Source organism: Mesorhizobium sp. M0136 (genome assembly GCF_040322515.1).
Taxonomy (GTDB): domain Bacteria; phylum Pseudomonadota; class Alphaproteobacteria; order Rhizobiales; family Rhizobiaceae; genus Mesorhizobium.
Genome location: NZ_JAMYTP010000026.1, coordinates 56,233 through 76,603, shown reverse-complemented (window position 1 = coordinate 76,603; position 20,371 = coordinate 56,233). Strand labels below are relative to the sequence as shown.

The 20,371-nt window shown below is 62.7% G+C and carries 21 protein-coding genes and 1 pseudogene; 19 read left to right on the top strand and 3 right to left on the bottom strand.

All coding sequences use genetic code 11. From position 1 onward, the window contains the following. Positions 1 to 108 precede the first annotated feature (108 nt). The 11 genes and pseudogenes from NKJ35_RS30960 to NKJ35_RS25910 form a co-directional block, all read left to right on the top strand. Positions 109 to 252 (top strand): annotated as a pseudogene (locus NKJ35_RS30960) (DUF2628 domain-containing protein); the annotation flags it as partial. A gap of 1 nt (position 253) precedes the next feature. Further along, positions 254 to 904 carry an imidazole glycerol phosphate synthase subunit HisH gene (hisH, locus tag NKJ35_RS25955; RefSeq protein ID WP_352480180.1) on the top strand — a complete coding sequence of 217 codons (651 nt, stop codon included), beginning with the start codon at positions 254 to 256 and terminating at the stop codon, positions 902 to 904. A 3-nt stretch (positions 905 to 907) separates the two neighbouring features. Continuing rightward, entirely contained in the window at positions 908 to 1,198 is a 291-nt protein-coding gene (locus NKJ35_RS25950) for a DUF1330 domain-containing protein (protein ID WP_352650219.1), read from the top strand. Between the two features lie 2 nt (positions 1,199 to 1,200). Continuing rightward, complete coding sequence (gene hisA / locus NKJ35_RS25945) at positions 1,201 to 1,944, top strand: 1-(5-phosphoribosyl)-5-[(5-phosphoribosylamino)methylideneamino]imidazole-4-carboxamide isomerase (RefSeq protein ID WP_352650217.1); 744 nt, start codon at positions 1,201 to 1,203, stop codon at positions 1,942 to 1,944. A gap of 3 nt (positions 1,945 to 1,947) precedes the next feature. Next, positions 1,948 to 2,784, top strand: coding sequence for an arginase family protein (locus tag NKJ35_RS25940; RefSeq protein WP_352650216.1), 837 nt, complete (start codon positions 1,948 to 1,950; stop codon positions 2,782 to 2,784). After that, positions 2,781 to 3,575 carry an imidazole glycerol phosphate synthase subunit HisF gene (hisF, locus tag NKJ35_RS25935; RefSeq protein WP_254816374.1) on the top strand — a complete coding sequence of 265 codons (795 nt, stop codon included), beginning with the start codon at positions 2,781 to 2,783 and terminating at the stop codon, positions 3,573 to 3,575. Before NKJ35_RS25940 ends, hisF begins: the two co-directional genes overlap by 4 nt. Before the next feature lie 36 nt (positions 3,576 to 3,611). Continuing rightward, complete coding sequence (locus NKJ35_RS25930; RefSeq protein ID WP_254815934.1) at positions 3,612 to 3,938, top strand: phosphoribosyl-ATP diphosphatase; 327 nt, start codon at positions 3,612 to 3,614, stop codon at positions 3,936 to 3,938. A gap of 18 nt (positions 3,939 to 3,956) precedes the next feature. Continuing rightward, positions 3,957 to 4,916 carry a type I pantothenate kinase gene (gene coaA, locus NKJ35_RS25925; protein ID WP_352480184.1) on the top strand — a complete coding sequence of 320 codons (960 nt, stop codon included), beginning with the start codon at positions 3,957 to 3,959 and terminating at the stop codon, positions 4,914 to 4,916. Positions 4,917 to 4,994: 78 nt separating this feature from the next. Then, positions 4,995 to 6,035 carry a glycosyltransferase family 2 protein gene (locus tag NKJ35_RS25920; RefSeq protein WP_502904674.1) on the top strand — a complete coding sequence of 347 codons (1,041 nt, stop codon included), beginning with the start codon at positions 4,995 to 4,997 and terminating at the stop codon, positions 6,033 to 6,035. Further along, entirely contained in the window at positions 6,035 to 6,727 is a 693-nt protein-coding gene (locus NKJ35_RS25915) for a class I SAM-dependent methyltransferase (protein ID WP_352650215.1), read from the top strand. Before NKJ35_RS25920 ends, NKJ35_RS25915 begins: the two co-directional genes overlap by 1 nt. Continuing rightward, positions 6,705 to 7,154 carry a GtrA family protein gene (locus NKJ35_RS25910; RefSeq protein ID WP_352650213.1) on the top strand — a complete coding sequence of 150 codons (450 nt, stop codon included), beginning with the start codon at positions 6,705 to 6,707 and terminating at the stop codon, positions 7,152 to 7,154. The genes NKJ35_RS25915 and NKJ35_RS25910 overlap by 23 nt, the downstream gene beginning before the upstream one ends. A gap of 174 nt (positions 7,155 to 7,328) precedes the next feature. Here the strand turns inward: NKJ35_RS25910 and NKJ35_RS25905 are convergent, their stop codons facing one another. The 3 genes from NKJ35_RS25905 to NKJ35_RS25895 all read right to left on the bottom strand — a co-directional run bounded on the left by NKJ35_RS25905 (position 7,329) and on the right by NKJ35_RS25895 (position 10,205). After that, entirely contained in the window at positions 7,329 to 7,946 is a 618-nt protein-coding gene (locus NKJ35_RS25905; RefSeq protein ID WP_352650212.1) for an alpha-ketoglutarate-dependent dioxygenase AlkB family protein, read from the bottom strand. Positions 7,947 to 8,077: 131 nt separating this feature from the next. Next, positions 8,078 to 8,515, bottom strand: a complete 438-nt coding sequence (gene arfB / locus NKJ35_RS25900) for an alternative ribosome rescue aminoacyl-tRNA hydrolase ArfB (RefSeq protein ID WP_352480188.1) — start codon at positions 8,513 to 8,515, stop codon at positions 8,078 to 8,080. Between the two features lie 79 nt (positions 8,516 to 8,594). Continuing rightward, the gene (locus NKJ35_RS25895; RefSeq protein ID WP_352480189.1) at positions 8,595 to 10,205 is read right to left on the bottom strand and encodes a phosphoenolpyruvate carboxykinase; all 1,611 of its coding nucleotides are present in this window, start codon (positions 10,203 to 10,205) and stop codon (positions 8,595 to 8,597) included. 342 nt (positions 10,206 to 10,547) lie between these two features. Between NKJ35_RS25895 and NKJ35_RS25890 the strand changes: the two genes are divergently transcribed. From NKJ35_RS25890 to tsaE, 8 genes are all read left to right on the top strand, one after another. Then, positions 10,548 to 11,249 (top strand): response regulator transcription factor, encoded by a 702-nt coding sequence (locus tag NKJ35_RS25890; RefSeq protein WP_023677547.1) that lies wholly within the window; start codon positions 10,548 to 10,550, stop codon positions 11,247 to 11,249. Between the two features lie 148 nt (positions 11,250 to 11,397). Then, on the top strand, positions 11,398 to 13,182 hold the full coding sequence (locus NKJ35_RS25885; protein ID WP_352650210.1) for a sensor histidine kinase: 1,785 nt from the start codon (positions 11,398 to 11,400) through the stop codon (positions 13,180 to 13,182). A gap of 31 nt (positions 13,183 to 13,213) precedes the next feature. Then, positions 13,214 to 13,660, top strand: a complete 447-nt coding sequence (locus tag NKJ35_RS25880; RefSeq protein WP_352650209.1) for an HPr kinase/phosphorylase — start codon at positions 13,214 to 13,216, stop codon at positions 13,658 to 13,660. A gap of 164 nt (positions 13,661 to 13,824) precedes the next feature. Then, positions 13,825 to 14,226 carry a PTS sugar transporter subunit IIA gene (locus tag NKJ35_RS25875; protein ID WP_254815942.1) on the top strand — a complete coding sequence of 134 codons (402 nt, stop codon included), beginning with the start codon at positions 13,825 to 13,827 and terminating at the stop codon, positions 14,224 to 14,226. Then, a complete protein-coding gene (locus tag NKJ35_RS25870) occupies positions 14,223 to 14,519 on the top strand; it encodes an HPr family phosphocarrier protein (RefSeq protein ID WP_352650207.1) in 297 nt (98 codons plus the stop codon). The genes NKJ35_RS25875 and NKJ35_RS25870 overlap by 4 nt, the downstream gene beginning before the upstream one ends. 157 nt (positions 14,520 to 14,676) lie before the next feature. Next, positions 14,677 to 16,077, top strand: coding sequence for an adenosylhomocysteinase (gene ahcY / locus NKJ35_RS25865; RefSeq protein ID WP_352650205.1), 1,401 nt, complete (start codon positions 14,677 to 14,679; stop codon positions 16,075 to 16,077). A 188-nt stretch (positions 16,078 to 16,265) separates the two neighbouring features. Further along, entirely contained in the window at positions 16,266 to 18,827 is a 2,562-nt protein-coding gene (locus tag NKJ35_RS25860) for a sensor histidine kinase (RefSeq protein WP_352650203.1), read from the top strand. 8 nt (positions 18,828 to 18,835) lie between these two features. Continuing rightward, a complete protein-coding gene (gene tsaE / locus NKJ35_RS25855) occupies positions 18,836 to 20,347 on the top strand; it encodes a tRNA (adenosine(37)-N6)-threonylcarbamoyltransferase complex ATPase subunit type 1 TsaE (protein WP_352650201.1) in 1,512 nt (503 codons plus the stop codon). The last annotated feature ends 24 nt before the right edge of the window (positions 20,348 to 20,371 follow it).

Sequence of the window (20,371 nt, the reverse complement as noted above, 5' to 3'; positions counted from 1 at the left end):
GTCTGCGGTGGTGGGGGGGGGGGGCCCGCCCCGGCGCCCCCTCCCCCGCCCCGGCCCCCGCGGCGCGCTAGTCGGGCGGCCGCCCCCCCGCCCCCCGCCCCCCCCCACGCCGACATCCGCTATGTGTTGGAAGCCGCTGCGGATTCGGATGCACAAACTCCTGCGCAGCGTATCGTCCCAGACGCAGCACATGCCCGGCCGGCGCAGATGGGCCTGGCACTGGGGCTGAACCATATTCCGGGAAAGCCCTGAGATGAGGGTCGCGATCATCGACTACGGGTCGGGCAATCTGCGTTCGGCCACCAAGGCCTTCGAGCGTGCCGCGCATGAAGCCGGCATTGCCGCCGCGATCGAACTCACCGCCGATGCCGAGCGGGTCAGGACCGCCGACCGCATCGTCCTGCCCGGCGTCGGCGCCTATGCCGATTGCGCCGCTGGACTGCGTGCGGTCGCCGGCATGTGGGAGGCGGTCGAGGAGGTGGCGATCGCCAAGGCTCGGCCGTTCCTCGGCATCTGTGTCGGCATGCAGCTGATGTCGGAGCGAGGCCTGGAAAAGACCGTCACAAAGGGCTTTGGCTGGATCGCCGGCGACGTCAAGGAGATCACGCCGGCCGATCCGACGCTGAAGATCCCGCAGATCGGCTGGAACACGATTGACCTGAAGCGCAAGCATCCGCTGTTTTCCGGCATTGCGACGGGCGGCAAGGGACTGCACGCCTATTTCGTCCACTCCTACCATCTGGATGCACGGGAAGAGGATGAGGTGCTGGCGGTTGCCGACTATGGCGGCCCGATAACGGCCGCTGTCGTCCGCGACAACCTGGCCGGAACGCAATTCCACCCCGAGAAGAGCCAGGCGCTGGGCCTGGCGCTGATCACCAATTTCCTAGGCTGGAGGCCCTGAACCATGAGCAAGAAGGGCTATTGGATGGCAATGGTCGATGTCCACGATCCCGAGATCTACAAGCAGTACATCGAGGCCAATGCCGCGGCTTTCGCGAAATACGGCGCGAAGCTCCCGGTGCGCGCCGGGCGGTATACCAGCCCGGAAGGACCGACCGGCAATCGCCACGTGCTGGTGGAATTCGAATCCTATGAAATGGCGCTGGAATGCTACGGCTCGCCTGAATACCAGGAGGCCTTGAAGTACAGGCTCGCCGGCTCGACCGGGCACTTTGTCATCGTCGAAGGCGCCTGAAGGTGATCCTGTTTCCGGCCATAGACCTCAAGGACGGCAAATGCGTGCGCCTCAGGCATGGCGACATGGCAACTGCGACGATCTACAATGACGATCCGGCGGCTCAGGCGCGCGCCTTCGAAGAGCAGGGCTTCGAATGGCTGCACGTCGTCGACCTCAACGGCGCCTTCAAGGGCCAGAGCGTCAACAGCGCCGCGGTCGGCGCCATCCTCAAGGCGACGAGCAACCCGGTGCAGCTCGGCGGCGGCATCCGCACCCTGGCGCAGATCGAGGACTGGCTCGACCGTGGGCTGGCCCGCGTCATTCTTGGCACCGTGGCGGTGCGCGATCCGGATCTGGTCAGCCAGGCCTGCAAGGCATTCCCGGGCAAGATCGCCGTCGGCATCGATGCCAAGGGCGGCAAGGTCGCGGTCGAAGGCTGGGCCGAGGCCTCGAGTCTCGGCGTCATCGAACTGGCGAGGAAATTCGAAGGCGCCGGCGTCGCCGCCATCATCTACACCGACATCGATCGCGACGGGGTGCTGACCGGCATCAACTGGGACGCCACCATCGATCTCGCGGAGGCGGTTTCGATCCCGGTCATCGCCTCGGGCGGGCTCGCCTCGATCGCCGACATCGTGCGCATGACCATGCCCGATGCGCAGAAGCTCGAAGGCGCGATCTCCGGCCGCGCGCTCTACGACGGCCGCATCGATCCGACCGAGGCACTGGCGATCCTGCGTGGCAGACCGATGGCAGGGGTGTGAAACGTGAAGGTCTCGATTATCCTCGTCCCCTATGACAGCGGGCACTATCACGAAGGGTGCGGCCAGGGGCCGGACGCCATTGTCGGCGGTGGGCTCGTCGAAGCCCTGACCATGGCTGGCCATGAAGTCGCCGTCGAAGATATCGGCAGGGTGGGAGACGAGCAGGGGCGCGAAATCGCAACCGGCTTTGCCGTCTGCAACGTTGTCGCGACCAAGGTTAGCCTCGCCCGCGATGGAGGACGCTTCCCCATTATCCTTGCTGGAAATTGCCTGACCGCCGCCGGAGCGGTTGCCGGTGAAGCCGCGGATTCGATCATCTGGATCGACCAGCATGGCGATCTCAACACGCCGGAGACGTCGGCCTACGGCTTTCTGGACGGCATGGCGCTGGCGGCGACTCTCGGGCTCTGCTGGCGTCCGATGGCGGCAGCGATTCCGGGGTTCCGGCCGATAGACCCGGCGCGCTGCCTGCTGGTCGATGCCCGCGACCTCGATCCCGACGAAAAGCGCCTGCTGGAAACCTTGCCGATCGTGCGCACCGAATGTGCCGGTGCACTCGATATAGTCGGAAAGCTCACGGCGACAGGGACTGTGCGGGCGCATCTGCATCTCGACCTGGACGTCGTCGATCCGAATGTGCTGCAGGTGAACCGCTACACGCACCCGGGCGGTCCGAGCCCGGAACAGTTGCGGCAGCTTGCCTGCGGACTGGCCAGGTCCATCCCGATCGTCGGCGTGACGCTCTCGGCCTACGACCCGGCCTTTGATTCCCAGTCCGAGGTTCCGCCCGTCGTCGGCCAGCTGCTCGTCGACTTTCTTGCGGAGATCGAGAGGATCTGATGCTGAAAGCCCGCGTCATCCCCTGTCTGGATGTCAAGAACGGCCGTGTCGTCAAGGGCGTCAATTTCGTCGACCTGGTCGATGCCGGCGATCCCGTCGAAGCGGCAAAAGCCTATGACGCGGCCGGCGCCGACGAGCTGTGCTTTCTCGACATCACCGCCTCGTCGGAAAACCGCGAGACCATTTTCGATGTCGTCGCCCGCACCGCCGAACAATGTTTCATGCCGCTGACCGTTGGCGGTGGCGTCCGTCAGGTCGCCGACATCAGGAAGCTGCTATTGGCCGGCGCCGACAAGGTGTCGATCAACACGGCGGCGGTGAAGACCCCAAATTTTGTCGCCGAAGCAGCGGACAAATTCGGCAACCAGTGCATCGTCGTCGCCATCGATGCCAAGAAAGTGTCCGCTGCGGGCGAGGCTGACCGCTGGGAGATATTCACCCATGGCGGCCGCGAGAAGACCGGCATCGACGCTGTCGAGTTCGCTCGGCGAGTGGTCGATCTCGGCGCCGGCGAGATCCTGCTGACATCGATGGACCGCGACGGCACCAAGGCCGGCTACGACATAGCACTTACCCGCGCGGTCGCCGATGCCGTACGCGTGCCGGTCATCGCTTCCGGCGGCGTCGGCACGCTCGACCACCTTGTCGAAGGCATTCGCGACGGCCATGCCGGCGCGGTGCTGGCGGCGTCGATCTTCCATTTCGGCACCTACAGCATCGCCGAGGCCAAGCTGCACATGGCTCAGGCCGGACTGCCGATGCGGCTGGACTCGCCGGGTAATCGGTCCTAGAGCCTTTCCGGCTAAGAAGAGGCTGTAAACGCCGTCATGACCGAGTTCTCGCTCTCCGATCTGGAGAAGATTATTGGCGAACGCGCACGTTCCGGCGATCCGGATTCGTGGACGGCCAAGCTCTTTCAGCGCGGCATGAGCAAGGCGGCGCAGAAACTCGGCGAAGAGGCGGTCGAAACGGTAATCGCAGCCGTCAGCGCCGACCGGGACGCGCTTGTTTCGGAAAGCGCCGATCTCATCTATCATTGGCTTGTCGTTCTCGGCATAGCGGACATTCCGCTGAGCGATGTGCTCAACGAGCTTGAACGCCGCACCGGTCGTTCGGGCATCGCCGAAAAGGCGTCTCGGCTGGACCGGGGCTGATCGCTGCGGAGGAACTCGATGGACCAGCTCGCTCCTACCGAGAAGTATTCACCCTATCGTTTCTTCTCGGCCGAGCAATGGTCGCGGTTCCGCGCCGATACGCCGATGACGCTCACCGAGGACGAAATCCGTCGTCTGCGGTCGCTGAACGATCCGGTCGATCTCCACGAAGTCGAGCGCATCTATCTTTCGATGTCGCGGCTGTTGTCGGCTCATGTCGAAGCCAGTCAACTCCTGTTCAGGCAGCGCCAGGCCTTCTTCAACGCGCTGGACGCGGCCAAGACACCGTTCATCATCGGCATTGCCGGTTCCGTCGCGGTCGGCAAATCGACCACGGCGCGCGTGCTAAAGGAGCTGCTGGCGCGCTGGCCGTCGAGTCCCAAGGTCGACCTGGTCACCACCGACGGCTTCCTGCTGCCGAACGAAGTCCTGCGCCGCAACAATCTGATGGAGCGCAAGGGCTTTCCCGACAGCTACGACGTCGGCGCGCTGCTGCGTTTCCTGTCCGGCATCAAATCGGCGCAGCGCAACGTCCGCGCGCCAGTCTATTCGCACCTGACCTATGACGTCATTCCGGGCGCGTTCCAAACCATCGACCGGCCCGACATCCTGATCTTCGAAGGTATTAACGTCCTGCAGCCGGGCAAGCTGCCGAAGGACGGCAAGATCGTGCCTTTCCTGTCGGATTTCTTCGACTTTGCCATCTACATCGATGCGGAGGAGGCGCTGATCCATCACTGGTATATCGCCCGCTTCATGCGGTTGCGCGAAACCGCCTTCCGCGACCCGGCCTCCTTCTTTCACCGCTATTCGCAACTTTCCGAGGATGCGGCCCGCGCCATCGCCGAGGGTCTGTGGACCAACATCAACCTGAAGAATCTGCGCGAGAATATATTGCCGACCCGCGCCCGAGCCGATCTCATCCTGCGCAAGGGCGCCAACCATCTGGTCGAGGAAGTGGCGCTCAGGAAACTGTAACGGCGCGGTTAACGGCGCCTTAGGCTATCCCGCCTAGTGTTCGATGGGCAATTCCAGCGGATCTGTCGGGAGCAGTCGGTGATCAACGCGAGCAGTACCGGAGTTCGTGCGACGCAGCCCCGCTATTCCCTGGTCATTCCGATCTTCAACGAGGAGGCGGTTCTTCCACTCCTTATCCGGCGAATAGTCGCTCTGCTCGACGCGCTGGACGCACCGGCAGAGGCTATTTTCGTCGACGACGGCAGTACCGACACGAGTGTGATCTACCTGCGTGGGATGGTTGCCGAGGAGCCACGCTTCCGGCTGATCGAACTGTCGCGCAATTTCGGCCACCAGATTGCAATTACAGCCGGTATGGACGCGGCTGCCGGCGAAGCCGTGGTGGTCATGGATGCCGACCTCCAGGATCCCCCTGAAGTCGTTCTCCAACTGGTGGAAAAGTGGAAGGAGGGCTATGAAATCGTCTACGCGAGGCGCATGCGGCGCGAAGGCGAAACCTGGTTCAAACGGCTGACAGCCAGCATCTTCTACCGGCTGATGGAGAAGATGACTTCGGTCGACATTCCCCGCGACGTTGGCGATTTCCGACTAATCGGCCGCAAGGCTCTCGATACGTTCAAGCAGATGCCGGAGCGCAACCGTTTCGTGCGCGGCATGTTCGGTTGGATGGGATTCAAGCAGACGGCGGTTTCATTCGAGCGGCCGGCGCGCGCCGCAGGTGAAACAAAGTATCCTTTCTGGAAGATGCTCCGCCTGGCTGTCCACGGGGTCATCGGCTTTTCGGAAAAACCATTGCGTATGGCGCTCTGGGCCGGGCTCGCTATCTCGGGAGTAGCCGCGCTGCTCGGGCTCTTCGCCGTGGCTTCCTGGGCATTCAGTTTCGGTGTCGTCCAAGGCTGGACGTCGACAGTTGTTATTGTTTCCTTCTTGTCCGGGATCAACCTGTTCATGACCGGTATCGTCGGCCTCTATGTCGGCGGGATCCACTCCGAGATCAAGCGCCGGCCGCTCTACGTCATTGATCGCCTTACTGGCTTCGAGGACGCGCTCCGGGCGGAAGTCGACAATCGAAACACCGAGGCGACGTTGTCGGCGTCACGCGACAGAAGGTTTGGTTGATGGCCGAACTCTTCGATCAATATCGCACCACCTATAACAGGACTGTCGACGACTCGATCAGCTTCTCCGGGCTGAAGCATGACTTCTTCCTGCACGCCAAGTTGGCCCCTCTCGCCGACCTGATCGCGACACGCGGTATCGCGAGGCGCGACGGCAGCGTTCGGGCGCTTGATGTCGGCTGCGGGATCGGCGCGCTGCATCCTTACGTGAAGCCGCTTTTTCCAGACCTTCACGGCTGCGACATTTCGAGGGAATCCATCGCCCGGGCGCGTGAGGAAAACCCCTGGGTCACCTATGCCGACTACATGGCTCCCGTGCTGCCTTACGCGGATGGCACATTCGACCTCGCATTCGCCGTTTGCGTCGTCCATCATGTGCCGCCTGAACATTGGCCGAGCTTTGTTTCCGAGATGCGACGCGTCGTCCGACCCGGCGGCGTTGTCTCGGTGATCGAGCACAACCCGTTCAATCCATTGACACGCCTGGCCGTCTTCCGCTGCCCCTTCGATGAAGATGCTGTCCTGATCAGTCGCCGCCGAGCCGGGCATCTCATGGAGACAGCCGGCCTCACAGAGGTCGAAGGCAGACATTTTCTGATGTTTCCTTTCGCAAATTCGGTCGCGCGCAGGGTCGAGGGCTGGCTCTCAAATCTGCCGCTCGGTGCGCAATATGTGTGCAGCGGCCGTGTTTAGCGCCGGTTCGGGCTTCAGACTTGCAAAGCGGCCGGCGCGTTTCCTGATTATCGGCCTTGGCGCCACTCTGCTCTACGCACTGCTTGCCGCGGTATTTTCGATGGGGGACGCGGTGTCGATGCGGCCGGCTTCGGCCTCGGTGCTCTCTTACGTCATCGCCGCCCTCTTTTCCTACGCCGGCCACAAGTATTTTACCTTCGCTTCCAACGGGGCGCATCGTTTCGAGGCGCCTCGCTTTTTCGTGCTGACATTGCTTGGTCTGGCGGTGTCATTTCTTCTGCCCGCCGTGTTGTCCGGGATTCTGGGCCTGCAGGCGCAGATTCCGATTGTGCTGACATGCCTCGTAATCCCGCTCGTCAACTATGTGGTGCTTCGCCACTGGGTATTCGCCAGTGCTGGTCTAGGTTTGCGGAACGGCTCGAGATGATGCGATTCCCGGACCGCCCGAGATCGGCTGTTGGCGCTCCAGGCCTGGCGTGCGCGCAACGATGCAACGCACCGCCAGGCTCCGGGCTTGCAACCCTGGCCGGGCAGTGCCCTGCTGCTGGCCAAACGCTACAACGGCGGTCGTGCTACTGGCACCCCCGGGCACCCGAACAGCCTATGTCGGCGTCGTCACCCGCCGCAGCGTCAGATTGATGCGGCCGCCATTCTTGAGCAGTGCTGAGGTCGAGGGGTAGATACGGTCAACGCCGTGAAAGCAGAGCCGGCCTTCGCCGCCGAGCACTACGACGTCGCCGCTTTTCAGCCTGAACGATTTGGTGGCGCCGTCGCGCTTCGTCTGGCCGACCCTGAACAGGCAATCGTCGCCGAGCGAGACGGAGACGACCGGCGCGGAGAAATCGCTCTCGTCGCGATCCTGGTGAAGACCCATCTTGGCATCCTGTGAATAGAAATTGACCAGGCAGGCCTCCGGCGGGTGCGCATAGGCAGCTACGTCCCGCCACAGATCTAGTAGTATCTCCGGGATCGGCGGCCAAGGCCTTCCGGTCACCGGGTGGATCGGCTGGTAGCGATAGCCGTGCTCCTTGTCGGTGACCCAGCCCAGCGGGCCGCAATTGGTCATGCGCACGCTCATCTCCTTGCCGGTACGCGGCATTGCCGGCACGAACAGCGGGGCTTCCTCCACGACTTTCCTGATATCTTCCACCAGCACTTCCTGCATGGCGCGCGAGAGGTGGCCGGGCATATGGCGGACGCCTTTGGGCAGTACGAGCATCGCGTTGCTTGATCCGTTGGTCTGGAAAATCAGAATGCCACCGTCAAACGAAAACGGCGACCCGAAAGCCGCCTCCGACAGTAGCTGCGCGCGTTACGCCGGCGATCTGAGATCCGAAGCCGCTTCGGCTGTCACTCATCCTCAACCCGGCCGCGCATTTTCTTGATCGAGCCGCGCCCGGCCTTGCTCTTGAGCCGTCTTTCGACCGCGCCTTTGGATGGCCTGGTCTTCTTGCGCGGCGGTGGCGGTGGTTCGGCGGCCTTGGCAACCAGTGCCGTCAGCCGCGCCCGGGCGTCCGCCCGGTTCTGCTCCTGGGTGCGGAAGCGTCCGGCTTCGATGACGATGACGCCGTCCTTGGTGGCGCGCTGGCCGGCAAGCTTGATGGTTCGTTCGCGCACCCGCTCCGACAGGCCAGCCGCATTGGCGGCATCGAAGCGCAATTGCACTGCCGTCGCCACCTTGTTGACGTTCTGGCCGCCCGGGCCGGACGAACGGATGAAGTCCTCGTGCAGGTCGCCCGGATTAATCACCGCATCGTCGGTGATGATGATCTTGTCGTCGGCGTTCATGCCGCAGTCATGGCGCGGCGGGCGGAAAAAGAAAAGGCCCGATCGAAGCCGGGCCTTGAAGCATCACCAGGGGCGACGGCTATTCAGCCGCTACCTGCATGCGTGGTGCGGCGCCGAGCACGGTGGCGTCGACATGGGCTTCGAACTTTTCGAAATTGTCGACGAACATGCCGACCAGCCTTGCCGCCTGCCGGTCGTAGGCGGGCTTGTCGACCCAGGTCGATCTCGGGTCGAGAATGGCGCGGTCGACGCCGGCAACCGTCACCGGTACGTCAAAACCGAAATTGGCGTCGGTGCGGAAGTCGGCCGCTTTCAGCGAGCCGTCGAGCGCCGCCGCAAGCAGCGCCCGCGTTGCCTTGATCGGCATCCGCTTGCCGGTGCCGTAGGCGCCGCCGGTCCAGCCGGTGTTGACCAGCCAGCAATCGACGCCGTGGCGGGCGATGAGCTCGCGCAGCAGATTGCCGTATTCCGACGGATGCCGCGGCATGAACGGTGCGCCGAAGCATGTCGAAAACGTCGCTTCGGGTTCGGTAACGCCCTTCTCGGTCCCGGCCACCTTGGCGGTATAGCCGGAGAGGAAATGATACATCGCCTGCGCCGGGGTCAGGCGCGCGATCGGCGGCATCACGCCGAATGCGTCGGCGGTCAGCATGATGATGTTCTTCGGGTGGCTGGCGCGCCCCGTCTTGCTGGCGTTCGGGATGAAATGGAGCGGGTAGGCGCAGCGCGTGTTTTCGGTCAGCCCGCCGTCGTCGAAATCCGGCACGCGGCCGGCGTCGAGCGCCACATTCTCCAGTACGGTGCCGAAGCGCTGGGTGGTGGCGAAGATCTCCGGCTCGGCTTCGGCCGAAAGCTTGATCGTCTTTGCATAGCAGCCGCCTTCGAAATTGAAGACGCCGTGCGGTCCCCAGCCATGCTCGTCGTCGCCGACCAGCGTGCGCGACGGGTCGGCCGACAGCGTCGTCTTGCCGGTCCCGGAAAGGCCGAAGAAAACGGCCGCGTCGCCGGCGGGCCCTTCATTGGCCGAGCAATGCATCGGCATCACGCCTTTTGCCGGCAGCAGATAGTTGAGCACGGTGAACACCGACTTCTTCATCTCGCCGGCATAGGAGGTACCGCCAATCAACACGATCATGCGCGAAAGATCGACCGCGATCACCGTTTCGCCGCGCGTGCCGTGGCGGGCGGGATCGGCGCGGAACGACGGCAGGTCGATTATCGTCAAATCGGGCACGAAATGCTCGAGTTCGGCGGCTGCAGGCCGGATGAGCAGATTGCGGATGAACAAGGAGTGCCAGGCAAGCTCCGTGATCACCCTGGTCGGCAGCTTCAGTTCCTCGTCGGCACCGCCGACCAGGTCCTGCACATAAAGGTCCTTTCCAGCCGCATGGGCGCGAAAATCGGCGAGCAGCGTATCGAACTGGATCGGCGAAATCGCCTTGTTGTTGTCCCACCATACATGCGGCGCGGTGCTTTCGTCGCGCACCACGAATTTGTCCCTGGGCGAGCGGCCGGTGTGCTGCCCGGTCTCGGCGGCAAGCGCGCCATGCGCGGTGAGTCGGGCCTCGCCACGGCGGATTGCCTCCTCGTAGAGCGCGGCCGCGCCGAAATTATAGCGCACCACGCCAGTGGTTCTCAGGCCGATCCGATCGATTGCACATGCAGGATTGCGTTTGCCGGCTTCCGACATGGGTGTCCCTTCTTCGATTTACCGCGTCTTTACCGGCGAATTCCGGAAACCCCATTGCAGGAGCTAATAACGTCAAAACCAGAAAAGGCGAATGATATCAAATCATTAATCGATTTAAATATTTTGAAAGTTGTTTAAATCGTTTATATGTGCAAAAACACTGATGGTTGCCCAAAGGATTGGCGATGTTCATTCGTCCAATCCATATCGAGGTACAATTGTGGCCGCCGGCGTGCCGCGCGTGACAGCGGATAAAGCCTATGCCACATTTTGTACCTAATTTGTCCTGCAAAAGCCCCTTCTCGACGAAAGAAGGGACAGCTCATGAGGGAGCCGCTTGAAATGGCAACAATCGCGCTTGTCGACGACGATCGCAACATTCTGACTTCGGTTTCGATCGCCCTCGAATCCGAGGGTTATCGGGTCGAAACCTACACGGATGGGGCATCGGCGCTGGAGGGACTGGCGGCGCGCCCGCCGAACCTGGCCATCCTCGACATCAAGATGCCGCGCATGGACGGCATGGAGTTGCTGCGCCGGATGCGTCAGAAATCCGACCTGCCGGTGATCTTCCTGACCTCCAAGGACGATGAGATCGATGAACTGTTCGGCCTCAAGATGGGCGCCGACGACTTCATCCGCAAACCCTTCTCGCAGCGTCTTCTGGTCGAACGCGTCCGCGCCGTGCTGCGCCGCGCCAGCACCCGCGAGGCGGCGGCCAAGGCGCCCAACCAGCAGGCCCGGTCGCTTGAGCGCGGCCAGCTTGTCATGGACCAGGAGCGCCACACCTGCACCTGGAAGGGCGAGCCGGTGACGCTGACCGTCACCGAGTTCCTCATCCTGCATTCCCTGGCACAGCGCCCGGGCGTCGTAAAAAGCCGTGATGCGCTGATGGATTCCGCTTATGATGAGCAGGTCTATGTCGATGACCGCACCATTGACAGTCACATCAAGCGGCTGCGCAAGAAGTTCAAGGCCGTCGATGATGACTTCGAAATGATCGAAACCCTTTACGGAGTCGGGTATCGGTTCCGCGAAGCATGAATAGGCAGTAGGCAGTAGGGAATAGTCGGTAGTCAGTTTTGAATGATGCGAGCGGCCACCCATGCATCGCCGCGATCTCAGCCAACCATTTCTCTATTCCTGCTGCCTACTCACTACTCACTAATTACCGAGCGGGAGCTGCTATTCGATGGCAGTGGAAGTAGAGCGAGTGAGACGGTCGGGCGCCGCCAGGCGCCCGCCGCGGATTCTGCCCGCCTTCGTGTCGAAAATTACGGTGCCGATGCGCCGGTTTCTCGGCCATCACATCTTTTCCAGCCTGACACGGCGTATCCTCTTTCTCAATCTTGCCGGCCTTGCCGTCCTGGTCACCGGCATTCTCTATCTCAATACCTTTCGCGACGGGCTGATCGACGCCCGTGTCGAGAGCCTGATGACTCAAGGCGAGATCATCGCCGGCGCGATCGCCGCGTCGGCGACGGTCGAAACCGATTCGATCAGCATCGATCCGGAAAAGCTGCTTGAGTTGCAGGCCGGCGAAAGCCTCGGCCCCGGCTCCGACCAGCTCGACAATCTCGATTTCCCGATCAATCCGGAGCGCGTGGCGCCGGTGCTCAGGCGGCTGATCTCGCCGACGCGGACGCGCGCCCGCATCTACGACCGCGACGCCAACCTGCTGCTCGATTCCCGCCATCTCTATTCGCGCGGCCAGATCCTTCGCTACGACCTGCCGCCGGTCGAAGTGGAACAGCCGGACCTTCTGGAGCGCATCCAGAAATTCGTCTTTGATTTCTTCCGCAACAAGCAGCTGCCTGTCTATCGCGAGCAGCCGGGCGGCAACGGTGCTGCGTTTCCGGAAGTGGTCAAGGCGCTTACCGGCAGTCCGTCGACGATCGTGCGGATCTCGGAGCAGGGCGAGCAGATCGTTTCAGTGGCGGTGCCGATCCAGCGCTTCCGTGCCGTTCTCGGCGTGCTGATGCTGTCGACCGAAGGCGGCGACATCGACAAGATCGTCGCGGCCGAGCGCAAGGCGATCCTGCGTGTGTTCGGCATCGCCGCCCTGGTTACCGCCATCCTGTCGATGCTGCTGGCCTCCACCATCGCCAACCCGCTTCGCCGGCTTTCCGCGGCGGCGGTCAGGGTTCGCCGCGGCGTCAAGAACCGCGAGGAAATCCCCGACTTCTCCAACCGCCAGGACGAGATCGGCAATCTCTCGATCGCCGTGCGCGACATGACCAATGCGCTCTACGCCCGTATCGAGGCGATCGAAAGTTTTGCCGCGGATGTCTCGCACGAGCTGAAGAACCCGCTCACATCGCTGCGCAGCGCTGTGGAGACATTGCCGCTGGCCAAGAACGACAATTCGCGGAGCCGGCTGATGGATATCATCCAGCACGATGTGAGGCGGCTGGACCGCCTGATCACCGATATTTCCGATGCCTCCCGTCTTGATGCCGAGCTGGCGCGGGAAGACGCGGGAACCGTCGACCTGAAGAAGTTCATCACCGATCTGGTCGCCGTCTCGCGCGAGGCCACGCGCAACAAGAAGGCGGTCGAGATCGAGTTCAAGGTCGCCAAACTGCCGCAGGGCGTGAAAGGCTACTTCGTCGTCGGCCATGATCTGAGGATCGGCCAGGTGATCACCAACCTGATCGAGAATGCCCGCTCGTTCGTTCCCGAAGATCGTGGCCACATCACCATATCGCTGGCACGCGCCGGCAAGTTCAACATCGTCACCGTCGACGACAATGGCCCCGGCATCCGGGCCGATAACATCGATCGCATTTTCGAGCGGTTCTATACAGATCGGCCGGCCGGCGAGGCGTTCGGTCAGAACTCGGGCCTTGGCCTGTCGATATCCAGGCAGATCGTTGAAGCCCATGGCGGCACGCTGAGCGCCGAGAACATCCCGGGCACCAAGCCTGGCGAGATCAAGGGCGCGCGCTTCGTGGTGACGCTGCCGGCGGAAGGCTGAGGGATGAATTCCAATCACGCCTGGTCCTATTGTGCAGCCTGAACACATTCACGGCACCGCGATCCTGATAGGTGATCGCGGCATTCTCATCACCGGACCGTCCGGCTTGGGCAAGACGACGCTGGCGCTCGCCTTGATCGATCATTGCAGCCAGCGCGGGCTGTTTTCCCGGCTGATCGGCGATGACCAGCTCTTTGCCGCCGATTGCGAGGGGCGGCTGGTCTGCCGCGCACCAGCCAGCATAGCCGGCCTCGTCGAGGTGCCGGGATTCGGCCCCAAACCGATACAGTTCGAGCCAAGCTGCGTGATCGACCTCATTATCCGGCTGGTGCCAGCGGGCAAAATGGCCCGCTTCCAGGAAGACTGCAGCGAACTCGTTGTCGGCGTGACAGTGCCGCGCATCGATCTTGCCGGGCGCAATGTCGCGGCCGCCTTGCCGGCAGTGATGTCGCGTCTGTCGATTGCGCCTTTCCTGTGATCCGATTTCGATTTTTTGCTGCAATGCGTCAAATTGGCTTGGGCCGGCGCAATTTTGGGCTTGTCAACGGGCCTTGCGTCGACAAGATAGCGCTCCCGCCGCCTGGAACGGTCGGCGAGCATAAAATGCGCCTGTGAAGCGGCGATGACGGGAGCCACCAAAGAATGATCGGACTCGTGCTTGTAACGCACGGTCAACTGGCCGCCGAGTTCCGCAATGCCGTGGAACACGTCGTTGGGCCACAAGACAATTTCGAGACCGTGGCGATCGGTGCCGACGATGATATGGAACAGCGCCGCCGCGACATTATCGACGCAGTCGGCCGCGTCGATACAGGATCAGGCGTCATCGTTTTGACCGACATGTTCGGCGGCACGCCCTCCAACCTCGCCATTTCCGTGATGGAATCCGGCCGCATCGAGGTCATTGCCGGCATGAACCTGCCGATGCTGATCAAGCTGTCCAGCGTTCGTAAGGGCGATAACATGACGGCAGCCCTGGATGAGGCGCAGGCTGCCGGCCGCAAATACATCAATGTCGCCAGTCAACTCCTGAGCAGCAAATGAGCGCGCTGTTGCCGGAAAAGGACAAGATCGTTCGCGACTTTCCGATCGTCAACCAGCGCGGCCTGCATGCGCGCGCCTCGGCCAAGTTCGTTCAAATTGCCAGCGGCTTCAATGCCACGGTCCAGGTCGAGAAGGACGGCGTCAAGGTCGGCGGCACCTCGATCATGGGCCTGATGATGCTGGCGGCAAGCCCCGGTTATTCGATCCGCGTCACCGCCACCGGCCCGGAGGCCGAAGAGGTCATCGAGGCGCTGGAGCAATTGGTTGCTGCCCGTTTCGGCGAGGAAAGCTGACGTGCTGATCACTGCGGGAGACATGCACGGATAAAGATTTCTTTATATCCCATTGTCGTCCAACTCCCGATCTGCTAGTCAGGCCGGCAACTCGCGCCCTCCGACACGCCTTCGGGGCGGGGCGCGTCCCGCAATCAATTCGCATCGGAGCACTGCCATGACGGGTAGCAAGGACTATGTGGTCGCAGACATCGCGCTTGCCGGCTGGGGCCGCAAGGAGATCGAGATCGCCGAAACCGAAATGCCGGGCCTGATGGCCTGCCGCGAGGAATTCGGCGACAAGAAGCCGCTCAAGGGCGCGCGCATCACCGGCTCGTTGCACATGACCATCCAGACGGCGGTGCTGATCGAAACGCTGAAGGCGCTCGGCGCCGATATCCGCTGGGCTTCCTGCAATATCTTCTCGACCCAGGACCACGCCGCCGCGGCCATTGCCGAGGCCGGAATTCCGGTGTTTGCCGTCAAAGGCGAGACGCTGGAGGATTATTGGGTCTACACCGACAAGATCTTCCAGTGGGCCGATGGCGGCACCTCCAACATGATCCTCGATGACGGTGGCGATGCCACCATGTACATCCTGATCGGCGCCCGCGCCGAGGCCGGCGAGGATGTGCTGTCCAATCCGGGCAGCGAAGAGGAAGAGATCCTGTTTGCCCAGATCAAGAAGCGCATGCAGGCATCACCCGGCTTCTTCACCAGGCAGAAGGAAGCGATCCGCGGCGTCACCGAAGAGACGACGACCGGCGTCAACCGGCTCTATCAACTGCAGAAGAAGGGCCTGCTGCCGTTCCCGGCGATCAACGTCAATGATTCCGTCACCAAGTCGAAATTCGACAACAAATATGGCTGCAAGGAATCGCTTGTCGACGGCATTCGCCGCGGCACCGACACGATGATGGCCGGCAAGGTCGCGGTCGTCTGCGGCTATGGCGATGTTGGCAAGGGCTCGTCGGCTTCGCTCAAGGGCGCCGGCGCCCGCGTCAAGGTCACCGAGGTCGATCCGATCTGCGCGCTGCAGGCGGCGATGGACGGTTTCGAGGTGGTCACGCTCGAAGACGCGGCGCCGACGGCAGACATCGTCATCACCACCACCGGCAACAAGGACGTCGTTACCCTCGATCACATGCGCCTGATGAAGGACATGGTGATCGTCGGCAACATCGGTCACTTCGACAACGAGATCCAGGTTGCCTCGCTGCGCAACCTGAAATGGACCAACATCAAGCCTCAGGTCGACATGATCACCTTCCCGGACGGCAAACGGATGATCCTTTTGTCGGAAGGCCGCCTGCTCAACCTCGGCAACGCCACCGGCCATCCGAGCTTCGTCATGTCGGCGTCCTTCACCAACCAGGTGTTGGCCCAGATCGAGCTGTACACCAAGCCCGGCCAGTACGAGAACCAGGTCTATGTCCTGCCGAAGCATCTCGACGAAAAGGTCGCGCGCCTGCATCTCGACAAGCTCGGTGCCCGCCTGACCGAACTGTCTGGCGAACAGGCCGCCTATATCGGCGTCACTCCGCAGGGACCGTTCAAGCCGGAACACTACCGCTATTAACCACGGCGAAACTTGCCACTAGATATTGAAGCCGGGCGATTGACTTTTCGCCCGGCTTTATTTTTGCGCTGATTGATTCTTCACGCCGATTCGCGCAAGCGCTATGGTGCTGATTCGCGGTCCGGGGACGAGGCCCGGGCGCACGCATCAGGGCGGTCTTGCATTCAGGCGGCGAAGAGGACCAAGACATGCCGGGGGATAACCCGCCTTGCGCGGGACAGGCCGTTTCCGGCGGCCATAACGATTCGATCACGGGCTCCGCTGCCAGAGGCGGCAGCCTTTTGTGGCGTGCCGGCAGCCGTGTCGGGGTGCTGCTTGCTTCTTCCGCGCTGGTTGGTCCGCTGCTTGGCTTTGCTGCACATGCGCAAACCCGCGTGGCGCAAAAGGCCGGGCTGTCAGTCAGCACGGTCGAGGTCATGCAACTCGCCATGTTCGTCGGCGTCATGGGGGCGGCATTGCTGTCGGCCATCTTTCTGATCCGCGAACGGGCGCGCACCGCGGCGGAAAATGCCGAGCTCAGGACCCGTATCGCCGACGTCAATGCCGCGCTGCAGCGCTCCGAGGCGCTGCTCCATTCCCGCGATCAGCGCGTGGTCGTATGGGCGGCCGAAAACAAGAAGCCCGAGCTTGTCGGGACATTGCCGCTCGAGAGCGGCGCGCCGGAGGACCGGGCGGCCTTCCTGGCTTTCGGCCGCTGGCTTATGCCGCGTTCGGCGGCCGCACTCGAACATGCCGTCGCATCACTGCGGGACAAGGCAAAGCCGTTCGATCTGGTCATCGAATCGCAGGCCGGCCAGCCGCTCGAGGTTCACGGCCGCAAGAGTGCGGCGCATGTGCTGGTTCGCTTCGTCTCGCTTTCGGAGACACAGCGAAGCCAGGCCAGGCTGAAGATCGAGAACCAGCGCTTGGCCGCCGACCATGAGACGCTGATCGGTCTTCTGGATGCGCTCAAGATGCCGTCATGGCTGCGTACTGTCGACGGGCGGCTGAAATGGGTCAACCGCGCCTATGCCGAAGCGGTCGAGGCCGAGAATGCCGAAGCGGCGGTTCGTGACGGCAAGGAATTCCTCGGAGGCCAGGCGCGCGACACGATCGCTGAGCAGCACAAGTCGCACCCCGTCTTCGAACAGACGCTCTCCACGGTGATCGAAGGCGACCGCCGTATGTTTGCCGTGACCGATTTTGCCGGGGCGGATGGTTCGGCTGGTCTTGCCTGCGACATCAGCGCCATCGAGGCCATTCGCGCCGAATATGAGCGGACCGTGCAGAGCCACGCCGACACGCTCGATCAGCTCAACACCGCCGTGGCGATTTTCGATACCGACGAGAAATTGCGGTTTTTCAATCAGGCGTTCCAGAAACTATGGGGCCTCGACAGCGGCTTCCTGCACAGCGCGCCGGATAACGCCTTGCTGCTCGACCGCCTGCGCAGCGAAGGCAAGATCGCCGAGCAGCCCGAATGGCGGCGCTGGAAAGAGAGCCTGCTCGGCGCCTACCGCGCGGTTGAATCGCAGGAGCATTGGTGGCATCTGCCGGACGGCAAAACCATTCGCGTCGTCGCCAATCCGCAGCCCAAGGGCGGCGTCACCTGGGTGTTTGAGAACCTGACCGAGAAGATGGACCTTGAAAGCCGCTATCAGACCGCTGTGCGGGTTCAGGGTGAGACGCTCGACAACCTTGCCGAAGGCGTCGCTGTGTTCGGCCCCGACGGCAGGCTGAGATTGTCCAACCCGGCCTTCGCGGCCCTGTGGGGGCTGGATGCCGATGCCTCAAAACCCAACGTCCATGTCTCGACGATCCGCGAACTTTGCGACCGCCGTGCCGTCGACAGTCCGTGGGGCGCGTTCGTTGCCGCCATCACCGGCTTCGACGACGAGCGCCGCGACCGCCACGGCCAGACCGAATTGAACAACGGCACCGTTTTGCGCTACGCCGTCATCCCTTTGCCCAACGGCCAGGTGATGATGACTTTCGTCGACGTTACCGACAGCGTCAATGTCGAGCGGGCGCTGAAGGACAAGAATGAGGCGCTGCAAAAGTCCGACCAGATCAAGAACGAATTCGTGCAGCACGTCTCCTATGAGCTGCGCTCGCCGCTCACCAACATCATCGGCTTTACCGAGCTTCTTTCACTGCCGTCGACTGGTCCGTTGAACCAGAAGCAACGCGAATATATCGGGCATGTCGGCTCGTCCTCCTCGGTCCTGCTCACCATCGTCAACGACATCCTCGATCTGGCGACGGTGGATGCCGGCATCATGGAACTCGACATTTCCGAAGTTCACATCAATCGAACCATTACAGCCGCCGCCGAACTGGTCGCCGATCGGCTGGAAGAACATGCGATCAAGCTTAGGATCGACGCGGCTGCCGCGCCGAAGACCTTCCACGGCGACGAGATCCGCGTCCGCCAGATACTCTACAATCTGCTCAGCAATGCCGCCAATTACGCGCCGGAAGCGAGCACCATAACGCTCGCCTGCCGCCAGCTTGCCGACGGCGTGGAATTTTCCGTTCACGATGACGGCCCCGGCATGCCGCCGGACCTGCTTGAGTCAGTGTTCCGGCGCTTCGAGCCGCGCACCAATGGCGGCCGCCGCCGTGGCGCCGGGCTCGGCCTGTCGATCGTCAAGAGCTTTGTCGAACTCCATGGCGGCAGCGTCCGCATCGAGACCGGCAGGGATAAGGGCACCACGGTTGTTTGCGCTTTTCCCGACACGCCGTCGGGCATCCGTGCGGCGGCCGAGTAGCGCGTTCGATGGCGGTATTGGTGCTGGAGCGTTTTCTCGCCGACGAGGCTGCGACGGCAAGGCTCGGCGAGGATCTTGCCATGTCGCTGCGCATTGGCGACGTGCTCGCTCTCAAGGGCGATCTCGGCGCCGGCAAATCGACCTTGGCACGGGCGCTGATCAGGGCGCTGGCCGACGATGCCGGCCTCGACGTGCCGAGCCCGACCTTCACGCTGGTCCAGAGCTACGACACGCGTGTGCCGGTCCATCATTTCGATCTCTACCGCCTGGGCACGGCATCCGAGCTGGACGAGCTGGGCTTCGACGAGGCACTGACGCAAGCGGCTGCGCTGGTCGAATGGCCGGAGCGGGCAGAGGCATATTTGCCGAATACGTCGGTGCTGGTCGAACTTCTCCAGCAGGGCGACGGCCGACTGGCGAGACTGTCGGGAGAGGGCGCCGCCGTCGAGCGCGCGGCGCGATCGCTGGCAATGCGCGATTTTCTCGAGCAGGCCGGTTGGGGCGAAGCGCAGCGACGATATTTCATCGGTGATGCCTCGGCTCGCTCCTACGAGATCGTCACGCTCGCCGGATTTCCGCCGCGCGTGCTGATGAACTCGCCAAGGCTGGTGCTCGGACCGCCAGTCCGCGACGGCAAACCCTATGCCGAGATCGCCCACACGGCGCAATCCGTTTCGGCATTCGTCGCCATCGACCGGGCCTTGCGGGCCGGCGGTGTCAGCGTCCCGGAAATCCATGCCCAGGATCTCGAGCAGGGTTTTCTTCTGCTGGAGCATCTCGGTTCCCAAGGCTTTCTCGACAAGCGCGGCCAGCCGGTGGCCGCGCGTTATGCGGCGGCAGCCGAACTGCTTGCCATGATGCACGGCAAAACATGGCCGGCCCGTATGCAGGCCGGCCCCGGCGTCTTCCACGAAGTGCCGCCTTTCGACCGCGACGCCATGATGATCGAGGCCGAATTGCTGGTCGACTGGTATGTCCCGGCGATTTCACGCGCCCCGCCAAGCGAGGCGCTGCGCGCCGGCTACCACAGCGAATGGAATGCGGTGCTCGATCGGCTCGAGGGGCGCGAATACACGCTTATGTTGCGCGACTTCCATTCGCCCAACCTGATCTGGCGCGCTGACCGTTCCGGTCATGACCGCCTCGGCGTCGTCGATGTCCAGGATGCGCTGATCGGACCGTCCGCCTACGACGTCGCATCGCTCGCCATGGACGCGCGCGTCACCATTTCACCTGAAATCGAAAAGCACACGCTCGCCGCCTATATCGCCGCGCGGCGCGCGGCCGGCGTCTTCGACGAGGACGAGTTCCTCGAAACCTATGCAATCATGGCCGCACAGCGCAATTCCAAGGTACTCGGCATCTTCGTGCGGCTCGAAAAACGTGACGGCAAGCCTTATTATCTGAAGCATCTGCCGCGCATCCGCGACTATCTTCGCCGGGCGCTGGCGCATCCGGCGCTGGCCGGGCTGCAGGATTTCTACATCGCCCACGGCTTGCTGGAGGAACGCTCGATTTGACGGCTAAGGATTTAGGCCTGGCGG